Origin of the sequence: Streptomyces sp. NPDC048606 (assembly GCF_040650855.1) — a bacterium.
In the GTDB taxonomy this organism is placed as follows: Bacteria; Actinomycetota; Actinomycetes; order Streptomycetales; family Streptomycetaceae; genus Streptomyces.
The window spans coordinates 155,609-169,762 of sequence record NZ_JBEZIB010000002.1; the positions used below are offsets into that span (position 1 = coordinate 155,609).

General features: G+C 73.0%; 16 protein-coding genes. 11 read left to right on the forward strand and 5 right to left on the reverse strand.

What is annotated here, in order from left to right; translation table 11 throughout:
- The first annotated feature begins 89 nt into the window (after window positions 1-89).
- From AB0D01_RS02775 to AB0D01_RS02785, 3 genes are all read left to right on the forward strand, one after another.
- Window positions 90-461 (forward strand): WhiB family transcriptional regulator, encoded by a 372-nt coding sequence (locus AB0D01_RS02775; protein WP_363053179.1) that lies wholly within the window; start codon window positions 90-92, stop codon window positions 459-461.
- On the forward strand, window positions 458-793 hold the full coding sequence (locus tag AB0D01_RS02780) for a hypothetical protein (RefSeq protein ID WP_363053180.1): 336 nt from the start codon (window positions 458-460) through the stop codon (window positions 791-793). Before AB0D01_RS02775 ends, AB0D01_RS02780 begins: the two co-directional genes overlap by 4 nt.
- A gap of 105 nt (window positions 794-898) precedes the next feature.
- Window positions 899-1,105 carry a hypothetical protein gene (locus tag AB0D01_RS02785; protein ID WP_363053181.1) on the forward strand — a complete coding sequence of 69 codons (207 nt, stop codon included), beginning with the start codon at window positions 899-901 and terminating at the stop codon, window positions 1,103-1,105.
- Window positions 1,106-1,147: 42 nt separating this feature from the next.
- Here AB0D01_RS02785 and AB0D01_RS02790 read toward each other — a convergent pair whose 3' ends face one another.
- Both AB0D01_RS02790 and AB0D01_RS02795 read right to left on the reverse strand, forming a co-directional pair.
- Window positions 1,148-2,476, reverse strand: coding sequence for an AarF/ABC1/UbiB kinase family protein (locus tag AB0D01_RS02790; protein WP_363053182.1), 1,329 nt, complete (start codon window positions 2,474-2,476; stop codon window positions 1,148-1,150).
- Between the two features lie 139 nt (window positions 2,477-2,615).
- Window positions 2,616-3,821, reverse strand: coding sequence for a ThiF family adenylyltransferase (locus AB0D01_RS02795; RefSeq protein ID WP_363053183.1), 1,206 nt, complete (start codon window positions 3,819-3,821; stop codon window positions 2,616-2,618).
- Window positions 3,822-4,031: 210 nt separating this feature from the next.
- Between AB0D01_RS02795 and AB0D01_RS02800 the strand changes: the two genes are divergently transcribed.
- From AB0D01_RS02800 to AB0D01_RS02815, 4 genes are all read left to right on the forward strand, one after another.
- Window positions 4,032-4,571 carry a M48 family metallopeptidase gene (locus AB0D01_RS02800; RefSeq protein WP_363053184.1) on the forward strand — a complete coding sequence of 180 codons (540 nt, stop codon included), beginning with the start codon at window positions 4,032-4,034 and terminating at the stop codon, window positions 4,569-4,571.
- Window positions 4,572-4,742: 171 nt separating this feature from the next.
- Window positions 4,743-6,416 carry a TerD family protein gene (locus AB0D01_RS02805; RefSeq protein WP_363053185.1) on the forward strand — a complete coding sequence of 558 codons (1,674 nt, stop codon included), beginning with the start codon at window positions 4,743-4,745 and terminating at the stop codon, window positions 6,414-6,416.
- A gap of 20 nt (window positions 6,417-6,436) precedes the next feature.
- Window positions 6,437-7,117, forward strand: coding sequence for an AIM24 family protein (locus AB0D01_RS02810; protein ID WP_363053421.1), 681 nt, complete (start codon window positions 6,437-6,439; stop codon window positions 7,115-7,117).
- 17 nt (window positions 7,118-7,134) lie between these two features.
- Window positions 7,135-7,890, forward strand: a complete 756-nt coding sequence (locus tag AB0D01_RS02815; protein ID WP_363053186.1) for an AIM24 family protein — start codon at window positions 7,135-7,137, stop codon at window positions 7,888-7,890.
- Between the two features lie 116 nt (window positions 7,891-8,006).
- Here AB0D01_RS02815 and AB0D01_RS02820 read toward each other — a convergent pair whose 3' ends face one another.
- The gene (locus AB0D01_RS02820; protein WP_363053187.1) at window positions 8,007-8,549 is read right to left on the reverse strand and encodes an NUDIX hydrolase; all 543 of its coding nucleotides are present in this window, start codon (window positions 8,547-8,549) and stop codon (window positions 8,007-8,009) included.
- Window positions 8,546-9,928: a zinc-dependent metalloprotease gene (locus tag AB0D01_RS02825; protein WP_363053188.1), complete on the reverse strand. Its 1,383-nt coding sequence runs from the start codon at window positions 9,926-9,928 to the stop codon at window positions 8,546-8,548. Before AB0D01_RS02825 ends, AB0D01_RS02820 begins: the two co-directional genes overlap by 4 nt.
- 192 nt (window positions 9,929-10,120) lie before the next feature.
- Here AB0D01_RS02825 and AB0D01_RS02830 point away from each other — a divergent pair, with 192 nt between their 5' ends.
- From AB0D01_RS02830 to AB0D01_RS02845, 4 genes are all read left to right on the forward strand, one after another.
- Window positions 10,121-11,287: an SDR family oxidoreductase gene (locus AB0D01_RS02830; RefSeq protein WP_363053189.1), complete on the forward strand. Its 1,167-nt coding sequence runs from the start codon at window positions 10,121-10,123 to the stop codon at window positions 11,285-11,287.
- A gap of 109 nt (window positions 11,288-11,396) precedes the next feature.
- A complete protein-coding gene (locus AB0D01_RS02835; RefSeq protein WP_363053190.1) occupies window positions 11,397-11,858 on the forward strand; it encodes a molybdenum cofactor biosynthesis protein MoaE in 462 nt (153 codons plus the stop codon).
- A gap of 192 nt (window positions 11,859-12,050) precedes the next feature.
- Window positions 12,051-12,248 carry a hypothetical protein gene (locus AB0D01_RS02840; RefSeq protein ID WP_363053191.1) on the forward strand — a complete coding sequence of 66 codons (198 nt, stop codon included), beginning with the start codon at window positions 12,051-12,053 and terminating at the stop codon, window positions 12,246-12,248.
- A 109-nt stretch (window positions 12,249-12,357) separates the two neighbouring features.
- Window positions 12,358-13,446, forward strand: coding sequence for a PDZ domain-containing protein (locus AB0D01_RS02845; RefSeq protein WP_363053192.1), 1,089 nt, complete (start codon window positions 12,358-12,360; stop codon window positions 13,444-13,446).
- A 91-nt stretch (window positions 13,447-13,537) separates the two neighbouring features.
- Here AB0D01_RS02845 and AB0D01_RS02850 read toward each other — a convergent pair whose 3' ends face one another.
- Window positions 13,538-14,110 carry a PPA1309 family protein gene (locus AB0D01_RS02850; RefSeq protein ID WP_363053193.1) on the reverse strand — a complete coding sequence of 191 codons (573 nt, stop codon included), beginning with the start codon at window positions 14,108-14,110 and terminating at the stop codon, window positions 13,538-13,540.
- Between the last annotated feature and the right edge of the window lie 44 nt (window positions 14,111-14,154).

A 14,154-nucleotide genomic window follows, 5' to 3' on the forward strand; every position in this document is an offset into this window, starting at 1 on the left:
GGCCTCGGGACTGGCAAAGACCAGGTAACAGCCGCCCCCCGGCCGACCGGCCGGAACGACTAGCCGAACAAGACGAGGAAGAAAACACCGTGCAACTCGAAGCGCACGCCCCGTCCGTACCGCAGAACCGAACGATCTCCCCGCCCGCAGTCCCGGAGGCCTCCACCTTGACCCCCCTCACCGCGCTCACCGCGCTCGACGACGCCATCGAGAACCTCGGCGTACCCGTCCCCTGCCGCACCTTCGACCCCGAGGTCTTCTTCGCCGAGTCCCCGGCCGACGTCGAGTACGCCAAGTCCCTCTGCGGCACCTGCCCGCTGGTCGAGGCCTGCCTCGCCGGCGCCCAGGAGCGCCGCGAGCCCTGGGGCGTCTGGGGTGGCGAGCTGTTCGTCCAGGGCGTCGTCGTGGCCCGCAAGCGGCCCCGTGGTCGTCCGCGCAAGAACCCGGTTGCAGCGGCATGACCGCCATCGGGACCATCGACCGCCCCCTGACGCACGACCCCTTGAAGCAGGCCCTCATGTCCACCCACGCCATCACCACGAGCGAGCAGCCGCACGGCTCCGCCACCGCAGACTTCATCACCGCCGGCGCGATCACCTCGCGTCAGAACAGGACCCGCGAAATGCAACTCATCCCAGAAGCCCTGGCCCGTGCCCATATGGACGACCGCATGCGTGAGGCGGACGCCGAGCGTCACGCCCTGCGCCTGGTCGCCGCCCGGCGCATGCAGCGCAAGGCCGAGCGCGTCTCCATGCGCGCCCGCCGCGCGCTGGCCATGGCCGTCATGCACTGACGCACTGACGACCACCGCACCACCAACGGGGGACCGGTCCGCACGGACCGGTCCCCCCGGTGCGTTGTGCGGCCCCCTCACCCCCCGCGGGGATATCGTCTGGAGGTGGACCAGCCGACCCCCCAGCCCACCCCGCCGGGACCCGAGGCCCAGCCCGCGGTCTGCGCGCGCTGCGGCACCCGCGCCCCGGACGGCGCCCCGCCCACCTGGACCTGCTCCGTCGAGAACGGGAGCAGACAGTACTTCTGCGTCGACTGCGCGCGCGCCAACCTCCGGGCGATCGAGGGCAGGCTCGACTCCTCCTGGTGGTGACCCGAACCGGTCACCGCCCTACCGCCGCCGGCGCGGACCCGATCAGGCCTCGGTCCCGAACCCCGGCAGCCAGGTGTCGAGTTCCTCGCGCAGCCGCACCGTCGCCCCCAGCTGGCACAGCACCCCGATGGTGCTCAGGGTGACCCGGTGGATCAGCAGGTACGAGGGCGGCAGGTTGATCTGCCGCCCCAACTGGTGCGCGGGGGAGCGGGGATCGGCGATCCGCGCGGCCTGCCCGCGCAGCCACGGCCGGGTGAAGGTGAACTCCTCGGCCTCGGCCGGTTCGATGATCGGCTTGAGGTAGTCGAGCAACGCGTCGGGGTCCAGCTCGATGGACTCCTTCACGAAGCCCTCGTTCCGCAGGTGGCCGTACACCCCCTGGGCGTCCCCGTCCAGGGTCATCCGCAGCGACCGTCCGATGGGCTTGGGCCACCCGCCGGGCAGCCGGTCGACCGTCCCGAAGTCCAGTACGCCCAACCGCGTCCGTCCCTCGGGTCCCGTCATCAGCCGGAAGTTCCCCGGATGCGGATCGGCGTGCAGCAATCCCGTGCGGCCCGGTCCCGAGAAGAGGAACCGGGCCAGCAACTGCCCGGCGCGGTCACGCTCCTCCCGCGTCCCGTCGGAGATCACCTCCGACAGCGGGGTGCCCTCCAGCCACTCCGTCACCAACACCTGGTCGCCCTGGTGCACGACGTCCGGCACGACCACGTCGGGGTCGCCGTCGAAGGCGTCCGCGTGGGTGCGCTGCGCCTCGGCCTCCAACTCGTAGTCCAGCTCCTCCGAGACCCGGTCGCGCAGCTCCTTGATCAGGGGCTTCACGTCCATGCCCGGGATCAGCGGACCCAACAGCCCCGCGAAGCGGCCCAACTGCTTGAGGTCGGACAGCAACGCCTCGCCCGCGCCCGGGTACTGGACCTTGACCGCCACCTGACGCCCGTCGTGCCAGACCGCCCGGTGCACCTGTCCGATCGAGGCCGCCGCCGAGGGCTTGTCCTCGAACTCCTCGAACAGATCGCGCCAGTCCTCGCCGAGACGCTCCGCGAGCACCTCGTGCACCCGCGCGGCCGGCAGCGGAGGGGCCGCCTCCTGAAGCTTGGTCAGTGCCGCCCGGTAGGGTCCGGCGACCTCCTCGGGCAGCGCCGACTCGAACACCGAAAGGGCCTGCCCGAACTTCATGGCGCCCCCCTTCAGCTCACCGAGCGTGCGGAAGAGTTGCTCGGCGGTGCGCTGCTGGAGCTCCCGGGCGACGATCTCGGCCGACTTGCCGCCGATGCGCTTGCCCAGCCCCCAGGTGGCCCGGCCCGCGATGCCGAGCGGTAGCGCGGCCAGCTTGACGGTGCGGGTGACCGCCTTCCGGGGAAGATCAGACATGAGCCCCTCCTGTTCCCAGACTGCTGTGCCGCGAACGGCGGTTCGGGACGACCCTCGACCCCAAAGCATCCTGTCATGGGCTCCCCGCCCCCCGGACGCGGGCACCGGCCCCCGTTCCGCACCCGTACCGCCCGCGCCCTCATGACGCCGCCGCCGCGCCCGAGACCCCGACGCCGACCCCCTCGCCCGTCCCCGCGGGCGCCGCCCCGCACGGACAGTCCGGATGCGCGCGCACCGCCGCGCGCCGCCAGTGCAGGGCGGGCAGGGCCGCCTCCCACCGGGTGGCCGTCGAGGCGGGGAAGCCACCGTCCAGGAAGGCCAGGGCGTGCGCGGCGGCCAGCCCCGCCACCGCCGTCGACAGCCCGAGATCACAGGCGGCCGTGCCCCGCCGACGGTGCGCCGAGCGCCACTGGACCAGCATCCTCGGCCAGGCCGGATCCCTCTCGACCCGCTCGCGCTCCATGCAGCCGGCGCAGGCCGTCACCCCGGGCAGCACCAGCGGCCCCACCAGCCCCGTCCCCTCCAGCACCCCCGCGTACAGGTGCGGGGTGCCGGTGGCCACCCAGCCGGCGGCGGTCTCCGGATCGGGGGCCCACGCCTGGAGCCCGTCCCGGGGCGCGACCACCACCAGCGCCACCCCCCGCTCGCCACCGCCCCGGGCCCCGGCCCCGCGTGCCGCGCCCGGCCCCGCCCCCGGCCCCGCCCCCGGACCCGACGCGGACCCGGCCGCCTCCCCGGCCCGGGGGGTGCGCCCCGGCGCCGCCTCCCGGACCACGGCCGCCGCCGCCTCGGCCCGCAGCCGGCCCACGCCGGCCGGTCCCAGCCCGCCCGGCGCCACGTCCCCCGGCACCGCCCGACCACCGTCGAGGACCTCGACCCGGCCGACGCCCGCCCCCGCCAGGACGGCGGCCACCAACGCCCCCACCCGTCCGCTCCCGCGCACCCGCACCCGCAGCGCCCGGCGCGCCGCGAGGGCCCGTACGTCCCCACCGGGCTCCGGACACACCAGGGACAGCGACGCCAGATCCGGCTCCAGCCGCTCCGGCGTCCGCGGTCGGTCGCGCACCGCAGGCTCCCCGGGCCCGCCCGCGCCGACGTCGTCGAGCAGACCGGCCCTCGCCAGCCTCGTGACCAACTCCTCGGCCCGCCCCTCCGGCAGGCCGAACCGCCGGGCCTCCGCCCGCAGCAACTCCATGCCCCGCGTCCCGTCGATCCGGTCGAGGAACGCGCCCGTGGCCGTGTCCACCGGGCCGAGCACCACGGCGTGCGCGGGGGTCACCCCGAACTGGACCGTCTGCAGGTCCCGCCAGGCCCGGGCCAACGCCGGCTTCACCTTCGGATGCATCGCCGCCTCCTCCTGCTCCTGTTCCTCACACCACGTCACGACGTCACGATGCCCGCCCCGTGCGAAGCGTGCGGCAATTTGTCCACAGGCAAGGGGTATTAGGCATATGAGATGGAGAAAAGGGGCGCATCGGCCGTCGCCGACGAATCGATCATGTTCGAGCGGCAGACGCGCGGGACTTCCGCCACGACGAGCGGGTACCGTCGAGGCGTGTCCGCCGACCCACCGCAGCGCGCCGTCGAAGTCCGCCGGAGCGCGCGCCGCCGCAGGACCGTATCCGCCTACCGCGAGGGCGAGCGGACGGTCGTCCTGATCCCTGCCCGGATGTCCGAGGCCGAGGAACGGCGCTGGGTGGGCGTCATGCTGGACAAACTGGCCGCGCAGGAGAGCCGGCGCGTCCTCGGCGACACGGAACTGACCGAGCGCGCCGAGCGTCTGTCCGAGCAGTACTTCGACGGCCGGGCCCGCCCCCGATCCGTGCGCTGGGTCACCAACCAGAACACGCGCTGGGGCTCCTGCACCCCGGCCGAAGGCAGCATCCGGCTGTCCCACCGCCTCCAGGGCATGCCGGAGTACGTCGTCGACTACGTGCTGCTCCACGAGCTGGCCCACCTCCTGGTACCCGGTCACGGCCCCCGTTTCTGGGAGCTGCTGGAGCCCTATCCGAAGACCGAGCGGGCCCGCGGCTACCTGGAGGGAGTGGTCGCGGCGGAGCGTCTGCCGAAGGTTCCCACCGCCCGCGACGAATGACCTTCTGTCACGGAAAGTGATGTGTACCGGCTCGGTACCGACTTGGCCGGATGTCCGCGCGAGCCGTTAGCCTGAGCGCCACACCTTCAGCAGCACGCGGGGAACGGCACGCGCCAGCGGCATCCATCCAGCGGCATCCATTCACCTTCGGGACGGGGGACGGTCGGACGTATGGCCAGGGAATTCCAACGCGGCCACAAGGCCAGGATCAGTGATCTGACGGCGGGTACCGATCTGTACGTGGGCGTCCAGATCGCCGGGCCCGGGCTCGGCTTCGACATCAGCTGCTTCGGCCTCGACGCCGACGAGCGCCTGTCGGACGACCGCTACTTCGTCTTCTACAACCAGCCGAAGTCGCCCGAGGAGTCCATCCAGCAGCTCGGCGCCCAGGCCGGTGACACGGAATCCTTCCGGGTGACCCTGGACCGCGTTCCCGCGAACATCCACAAGCTGTCCTTCACCGCCACCCTCGACGGCGACGGCCAGATGTCCCAGATCGGCCCCGGCTACATCCGGATCGTCGCCGGCGGCGAGGAAGTCGTCCGCTACTCCTTCACGGGCTCCGAGTTCAGCACCGAACGCGCCCTGATGATCGGCGACTTCTACCTCAAGGACGTCTGGCGCTTCGCCGCCGTCGGCCAGGGCTTCGACGGCGGCCTCGCCGCCCTGCTCCAGCACTTCGGCGGCGAGGTCGCCGAGGAGGAGCCGCAGCCCGAGGCGCAGGTCCCGGCCCAGGCACAGCCGCCCGCCGCCGCCCCGGGATTCGCCCCGCCCGCCGGCCCGGCGCCGGCGTTCGGTGCCCCCGGCGGGCAGCAGGCCCCGGCCCCCGCGCCCTACGCCCCGCCGCAGCAGCCGGCCCCCCAGCACCAGCAGCCGCAGCACCAGCAGCCCCCGTACCAGCAGCCCCAGCCGCAGCAGCCCGCCCCGGCGCCCGTGCACTCGGCCCCGACCATGGTCGGCCCGATCACCCCGCCCGCCCCGGCGGCCCCCTACGGCCAGCCCTCGTACGGCGCCCAGGTCCCGCCGCCGGCCCCGGCCCCCGCGCCCTACGGCGCCCCGCCGCAGCAGCCCTCGTACGGCGGCCAGGCCCCGTACGGCGGACAGCCCCCGGCGGGCCAGGTTCCGTACGGTCAGCAGCCCCCGGCCCCCTACGGCCAGGCCCCGCAGGCCGCGCCCGCCGCCGCCCCCGGCCTCGCCGCCGCCCTCCAGCGGTACAAGGAGGCCCCCACCGGTGCCCGCTGGACCCCGCAGAACCAGCAGCTCATGCGCGTGGACCTGTCGCTCGGCGGCCAGGCCGTCCTCGCCCGCCAGGGCAGCATGGTCCTCTACCAGGGCAAGGTCGACTTCAGCTACAAGGGCGCGGGCTTCGCCGGCCGCATCGTCGGCAACGCCACCGGCCAGGAGATGCAGCTCATGCGCTGCACCGGCCGCGGCCAGGTCTTCCTCGCCGAGAACGGCGCCCACCTGCACGCCATCGAGCTCCAGGGCGACGGCATCTGCGTCTCCGCCGAGAACGTCCTCGCCTTCGACGAGTCCCTCCAGCACGAGGTCCGTCGCATCGAGGGCCACGGCATTCCCGGCGGCGCCCTGTTCACCATGCTCTTCCAGGGCACCGGCACCGTCATCGTCAAGACGCACGGCGTCCCCGTCGTCCTGCCGGTCACCCCGACCACCTTCGCCGACAGCAACGCCATCGTCGCGTGGTCCGCCGCCTCGCAGGTGATCATTTCCAGCCAGGTCCGGCTGCGCCGCAACGCCTACCCGGGCCACAGCGGGGAGACCGTGAACCTCCAGTTCCGCGGCGCCCCCGGCAACTTCATCGTCGTCCAGCCGTACGAGGTCTGAGGGAGCCCGTCATGAACGCAATGAACCAGCAGCTCGCGGGCTACGCCCCCACCCCCGTCACGGCCCGCATGGAGAACCACGGCCGGTCCATGCTCAAGGTCGCCCTGCAAAGCGGCCAGGACCTCTTCGCGCGCACCGGCTCGATGGTCGCCTACGAGGGCTTCATCCAGTACGAGCCCAACCCGCCCGCCGTCCGCCAGATGGCCTCCCAGTGGCTGACCGGCGAGGGCGCCCCGCTCATGAAGTGCACCGGCGACGGCCTGCTCTACCTCGCCGACTACGGCGCGGACGTCGTCGTCATCAACCTCGCCAACGACGCCCTCTCCGTCAACGGCACCAACCTGCTCGCCTTCGACGCCGGCCTCCAGTGGGGCGTCGAGCGGGTCAAGGGCATGGCGAAGTTCGCCGGCCAGGGCCTGTTCAACGTGCAGATCGCCGGCACCGGATGGGTCGCCATCACCTCCCGCGGCACGCCCATCGTGGTCGACTGCGGACGCGGCGACGACGAGACGTACGTCGACCCGGACGCGCTCGTCGCCTGGTCCCCGAACCTCAAGGTGAAGGGCAAGCGCAGCTTCAAGGCCTCGTCGATGATCGGCCGGGGCAGCGGGGAGGCCTACCAGATGGCCTTCTCCGGCCAGGGCATCGTCGTCGTACAGCCCAGCGAGGACAGCACCGACCGGCTCCGGACCCGGGGCTGAGGGGGGACGGACACACCATGCAGAGCTCACTCTTCGCACATGCCGAACAGCAGACCCAGGACCGCTACGCCGTCCAGAACCCGCAACTGCTGCGGATCAGCCTCACCGGCTCCGACGACATCCTCGCCCGCAAGGGCTCGATGGTCGCCTACCAGGGGATCGTCGACTTCGACGGCGAGTACCAGAGCACCGGCCAGCGCAACGCCCGGGCGCGCACCGGCGAGGGCCTCGACCTGATGCGCTGCTCCGGGCAGGGCACGGTCTACCTCGCCAACCTCGCCCAGTACGTCCACGTCGTCGACGTCGACCACGACGGCCTCACCGTGGACAGCGGCTACGTCCTGGCCCTGGACTCCACCCTGCACACCGAGGCCATCGCGGTCGACAGCCAGTACGGGATCTCCGGATCCGGCAAGTACCAGCTCAACATCAGCGGACGCGGCAAGGTCGCCCTCATGACCTCCGGACAGCCCCTGATGATGCAGGTCACCCCGGACAAGTACGTCAACGCCGACGCCGACGCGATCGTGGCCTGGTCCACCTCCCTGCGCGTCCAGATGCAGGCCCAGACCCACTCCACCGGCGTCTGGCGGCGGCGTGGCAACACCGGCGAGGGCTGGGAGCTGAGCTTCCTCGGCACCGGCTTCGCCCTCGTGCAGCCCAGCGAGGTGCTGCCCCCGCAGAACGCCCAGCTCGGCCAGGGCGTCGCCGCCCAGTACGGCATGGGCCAGCACGGCGCCCACGCCCAGAACCAGAACAACGCCTGGAACTGACCGGGCCGCCGAGGACCGGCACGCGTGAGGGGGCGGACCCGTACGGGCCCGCCCCCTCACGTACGTCGCGTCACGCCGCTCGCGTCATACGTCGCGTCACGTCCGGCGCGCCCGGATCAGACGCCGAGCCGCGCCCGGGTGTCCTCCAGCAGCCGCACCACCGAGGTGTCGGCCACCGCCGCCACCTCCTCGTACGGGAACCAGCGCAGGTCCAGCGACTCCTCGCTGATCTCCGCCACCGCGTCGGCCGGCGCCAGCGCCGCGTACTGCACGTCCAGGTGCCAGTTGCACGGAGCCGGGATCGGATGCCGGTCCAGACGCACCGGACCTCCCGGCACCAGGGTCAGCCCGGAGGCGATCCCGGACTCCTCGACGGCCTCGCGCAGCGCGACCTCCGCGAGCGTCCCGTCGCCGGCCTCGCAGTGCCCGCCCATCTGGAGCCACAGGCCGAGCTTCTTGTGCAGGGTCAGCAGCACCCGGCCCCGCGAGGGGTCGATCACCAGCGCGCTGCCGGTGACGTGCCCCGCCTCGCAGGGCTTGTAGACCCCGTCGGGGTGCGCGGCCAGGTGCTCCAGGTAGACGTCCCGCAGCTCGCGCTGCGCCTCGTCGTGCCCCTCGTACGCCTTCAGTACCAGGACGGCGTCCTCGTGCAGGCTCACTTCTTCTCGTCACCCTCACCCTGGTCGCGCTTCTCGGCGGCCTCGCCGAGCATCTTGTCGATCTCCGAGAAGTCCAGCTGCTCCCGGTGCACGAACCCGTCCGGGTCGTCCAGGTCGGAGGCCGTCGGCAGCATGTCCGGGTGCTCCCACAGCCCGTCGCGGCCGTCGACCCCGCGCGCGTCCGTGAGCGAGGCCCACAGCCGCGAGGCGTCGCGCAGCCGGCGGGGACGCAGCTCCAGACCGATCAACGTCGCGAAGGTCTGCTCCGCGGGACCGCCCGAGGCACGGCGCCGGCGCATGGTCTCGCGCATGGCGTCGGCCGAGGTCAGACGGGGCTTGGCCGCCTCGTGGACCACCGCGTCCACCCAGCCCTCGACCAGCGCGAGCGCCGTCTCCAGGCGGGCCAGCGCGGCCTTCTGCTCGGGGGTGTCCTGCGGCTGGAACATCCCGCCCTGGAGGGCCTCCTGGAGCTGCTCCGGGTTCGACGGGTCGAGCTGACCGACCACGTCCTCCAGCTTCGAGGTGTCGACCTTGATGCCCCGCGCGTAGCCCTCGACCGCGCCGAACAGGTGCGAACGCAGCCACGGCACGTGCGCGAACAGGCGGGCGTGGGCGGCCTCGCGCAGCGCCAGGTACAGCCGGACCTCGTCCGAGGGGACGCCCAGGTCCTTGCCGAAGCCCTCGATGTTCAGCGGCAGCAGCGCGGCCCGGCCCGCCGGGCCCAGCGGCAGACCGATGTCGGTCGAGCCGACGACCTCGCCGGCGAGGGTGCCCACGGCCTGGCCGATCTGCTGGCCGAACATGGCGCCGCCCATCGAGCGCATCATGCCGAGCAGCGGGCCCGCCATGGCCTGCATCTCCTCCGGCAGGACGCCGCCCATGGCCGCGCCGACGCGCTCGGCCACCGGGTCCACGAGCTCCTTCCACACCGGCAGGGTCGCCTCGACCCACTCGGCGCGGCTCCACGCCACGGCCGCGTTCGCCCCGGAGGGCAGCGAGGTCACCCCGTCCAGCCACAGGTCGGCGAGGCGCACGGCCTCCTCGACCGCGGACTTCTCGGCGACGCCGACGCTCGTGTCCTTGACGCCGTCGGCCGTGCCCTGGGCGACGGTCTGACGGGCGATGTCCTTGGCCATGTCCCAGTTCACGGGACCGCCCTCGTAGCTCAGCATCTGGCCGAGCTGCTGGAAGGCGGCGCCGAGATCATTCGGGTTCATCGAGCCGAACATCGCGGCGAACGGGTTGTCCCCGCCGCCCGGCAGGCCGCCGGGGCCGAACCCGAACGGATTCGCGGGCCCGCCCTGGCCGCCCTTCTTGCCCTCGTCGCCGTTCTCCGGCTCCTCCGGCGGAAGGCCGAATCCGAATGGGGTGTCGCTCACGGGTTTCCTCGGCTCGTAGGGCCGTCGGCGGGTGCCGACGGGCAATGGTCCGACAACACCACCCAGCGTAGACACCACTCCCGCTTCCGGGCTCGGTGCTCCGCCGACTCCTGGGCTGCGGCAGGATGGACATCACCTGGTGGGTACGCGTCACGGCGCGTCCCCACTGAAGACAACCGCTGGAGACGCCCGGTGAGTTCCCCAGATCCGCAGGCTCGCGCGCCGCACGACGCCGAAAACCGCCCTGACCACGGCGAGAGCGCCCCCGGCGTTCGCCCGCCGCGAAACGAGGCCGGTCCCCGACGACGCAGCCCCGTGATCGCGGTCACCGGCGCCGCCTCCGGGGTCGGCGCGGCCCTGGTGAGCCGGCTGGCCGAGTCCGACGAGGTCAAGCAGGTCGTCGCCATCGACGAACGGCGCGGGGACTGCGCCGCCGCGCAGTGGCACGTCCTCGACGTCCGCGACCCCGCCATCGCCGAGAAGCTGCGCGGCGCCGACGTCGTCGTCCACCTCGCGCTCGACCTCGACCTGGAGACGGACCCGGCCGCCCGTACCGCGTACAACGTGCGCGGGACCCAGACCGTCCTGACGGCCGCCGCCGCGGCCGGCGTGCACCGCGTCGTGCTGTGCACCTCGGCGATGGTCTACGGGGCCCTGCCCGACAACGACATCCCGCTCTCGGAGGACTCCGAGCTGCGCGCCACCGCCGAGGCCACCGGCGTCGGCGACCTGCTGGAGATCGAACGGCTCGGCCGCCGCGCCCCGCGCGCGCACCCCGGTCTGAACGTGACCGTGGTCCGCCCGGCCGTCCTCGTCGGCGGCACCGACACCGCCCTCACCCGCTACTTCGAGTCCCCGCGCCTGCTCGTGGTCGCCGGATCCCGGCCCACCTGGCAGTTCTGTCACGTCGAGGACCTGGTCAGCGCCCTGGAGTACGCCGCCCTGGAGAAGGCCGAGGGCGAGCTGGCTGTCGGCTGCGAGGGGTGGCTGGAACAGGAGGAGGTCGAGGAGCTGAGCGGCATCCGCCGCATGGAGCTCCCCTCGGCGGTGGCCCTGGGCGCCGCGGCGCGCCTGCACCGGATCGGCCTGACGCCCTCTCCCGCCGGCGACCTCGCGTACACGATGCACCCGTGGGTGGTCAGCGTCAGCGGGCTCCACGCGGCCGGCTGGCGGCCCCGCTGGACCAACGAGGAGGTCCTCGCGGAGCTGCTCCAGGAGGTCGCGGGCCGGCACACCGTCGCGGGCCGCCGCCTGGGCCGCAAGGACGCCGCGACGGCCGCCGGCGCGGCCGGTGCCACGGTCGCCCTGCTCGGCGCCGCCGCGGCCGTGCGCCGCGCCCGCCGCCGCCGGGGGCTGTGACCCGGGCCGGGACCGGGCCCGGTCTCCTGTAGGAGGCTCCCAACGGGAGCGGCCCGCCCCGGGCGAAAGAGCTATTCCGCCACGTCAGCCACTGGGGCACGATGGGAGCATGGCACCGCACTTCGACCACCCCGGCGAGCAGGCCGCCCCGGACCCGATCCGGCTGCTCGAGATCCGCGAGACCCCGCTCTCCATCGACGAGGTCTTCCGGGCCGTAGGCGATGACGCGACGGGCGGCACCACCCTCTTCGTCGGGACGGTGCGCAACCACGACAGCGGCGCCGACGTCGACTCGCTCGGCTACTCCTGCCATCCGTCGGCGGAGGCCGAGATGCGGCGCGTCGCCGAGCGCGTCGTGGCCAAGTACCCGGTCCGCGCCCTGGCCGCCGTCCACCGCGTCGGCGACCTCGCCGTCGGTGACCTCGCCGTCGTCGTCGCCGTCTCCTGCCCGCACCGCGGGGAGGCCTTCGAGGCCTGCCGGATGCTGATCGACGACCTCAAGCACGAGGTGCCGATCTGGAAGCACCAGACCTTCTCGGACGGCACGGAGGAGTGGGTCGGCGCCTGCTGACGGCGGGCGCCGCGCGAGGCCGGCGCGGGATCGGCGTGCTTCCACGCCCCCCGCGCGAGGGTCGCCCCCGGTCGGGGGTACCCTCACACCCGTTCGGCCGCGCAACACGCCCTCGATTTGCGTAACCCCCTGTCGGGAACGAGCGTTGAAGGCACCGACGACACGCACTTCTACGGGCAGGGAGGCACGTCCATGGCGTCACTGGCGTGGTTGCTGATTCCGCTGTTCGCCGCGATCGGGGCGGCGATATGGGGCAGCTGGGCGGCGCGCGACCGCACCCAGGGCGACATATCCGAACTCGCCGGCTACGCGAGGTTCCGCGAGGTCATGGACAAGGCCGACCGGGCGAGGACGCAGGAGAAGGCACATTCCGGTTCCGACGCCGTCTGAGCGTCCCGTGAGCGCCCCCCGCTGAGAATCCCCTGAGAGTTCCCCGCACGGGCCCCGTACGGACCGGCCCCGGGGGCCGTCCGCCGAGCCCGTCCCGTACTGTCGATCCATGCCACGCCGCACTGCGACGATGCTCGCTTCCACCCTGGTGTTGTTCGCCCTGCTCTGTGCCGGGGTGTTCATCAGGGTCCCGTACTCGGAGATGAGCCCGGGCCCGACCGTGAACACGCTCGGTGACTCGCGGGGCGAGCCGGTACTGAACATCTCGGGGCACAAGACGTACCCGACCACCGGGCACCTGAACATGACCACGGTCCGCGTGACCGGCGCCGACTACGACATGAACCTGGTGGAGGCCGTCTACGGCTGGCTGGCGGGCGACAACATCGTCGTACCGCACGAGAACCTCTACCCGAACGGCAAGACCGACAAGGAGTCGACGCAGGAGAACGCGGAGGAGTTCAGCCAGTCGCAGGAGAGCGCCAAGGTGGCCGCCCTCAAGCAGCTGAACATCCCGGTCAGCGCGCGCGTCGTCGTCTCCACCGTCGTCAAGGCGAGCCCCTCCGAGGGCAAGCTGCACGCCGGGGACGTGATCAAGGAGGTCGACGGGAGCCCGGTCACCGACCCCGCCGACGTGGCGAAGCTGGTGACGAAGCACAAGCCGGGCGAGCCCGTCGTCTTCACCGTCGTCCCCGCGGCCGACGCCGCGGAGGCGGAGAAGGCGGGCCGCGAGCCCACCACCACGAGCAAGATCACCATCACGGCGGGCAAGGCCCCCGACGACGGCCACGCCATCGTCGGCATTCGGGCCGGCACCGACCACACCTTCCCGTTCCCGATCGACATCAAGCTCGCCGACGTCGGCGGCCCCAGCGCGGGGCTCATGTTCGCGCTCGGCATCATCGACAAGCTGACCCCGGAGAACCTCACGGGCGGCAAGTTCATCGCGGGCACCGGAACCATCGACGACGCCGGCAGGGTCGGCCCGATCGGCGGGATCCAGATGAAGACCATCGGCGCCCGCCAGGCCGGCGCCGAGTACTTCCTCACCCCGGCCGACAACTGCGCCTCCGCCTCCTCGCACGTGCCGGACGGCCTCACCCTGGTGAAGGTCTCCACCATCGAGGACGCGTACGACTCGCTCCGCAGGATCGGCAAGGGCGACACCGCGGACCTGCCGCGGTGCACCGCGAAGTGACCGTGCCGCCGCCGGCCGCCCCGGGGTCCCTCGCCCCCGGGCCCGCCGCGGCGCGGACCGGCCGGTCGCGCACCGGCCGGTCGCGCACCCGCTAGTCGAGGAAGGTCGCCGCCAGCGCGTCGGCCAGGCCCGGCACCAGACCGGCCCCGGTCAGCACCTCGCTCGTGGAGTCCTTGTCCCGCAGTCGTACGGCGGACTCGCGCGAGCCGTCGCGCAGCACGCCCACGGTCAGCCGCACCTCCTGCCGGTCGGGGTGCGTGGCGACCCACTTGGTCAGCTGCTTGTCGCTGAGCCCGGCCGGGACGGAGGCCTCGGCGGACGGCGGCAGCATCAGCCGCTCCACGGTCAGGGCGCAGCCGACGATCGCGTCGGGCCAGGCGATGGTTCCCAGGAACTTGTCCAGGGGGGTCCCGGCCGGCACCTCGTCCTGCTCGATCGGGGTGAGCTGCGCCTTTCCGGCGTCGTCCTGGTCCTGGCCGAGCCGGCGCGCGAGGTCGGGCTCGGAGCGGCGCAGGCGCGCGGTGTCGACCAGGGCGAACAGCCGGGCGGGCTTGTCCCAGCCGAGGGTGGAGGCGTACTCGTCGATTTCGAGGACGGCACGGGTCAGCGGGCCGGCCGCCATCGGGGTGCCGGGGGAGGGGGAAACGTTGGACATGGACAACATCCTGCCTCCTTCACCCCCGATACCGGGAACTGACTAAAGCCTCA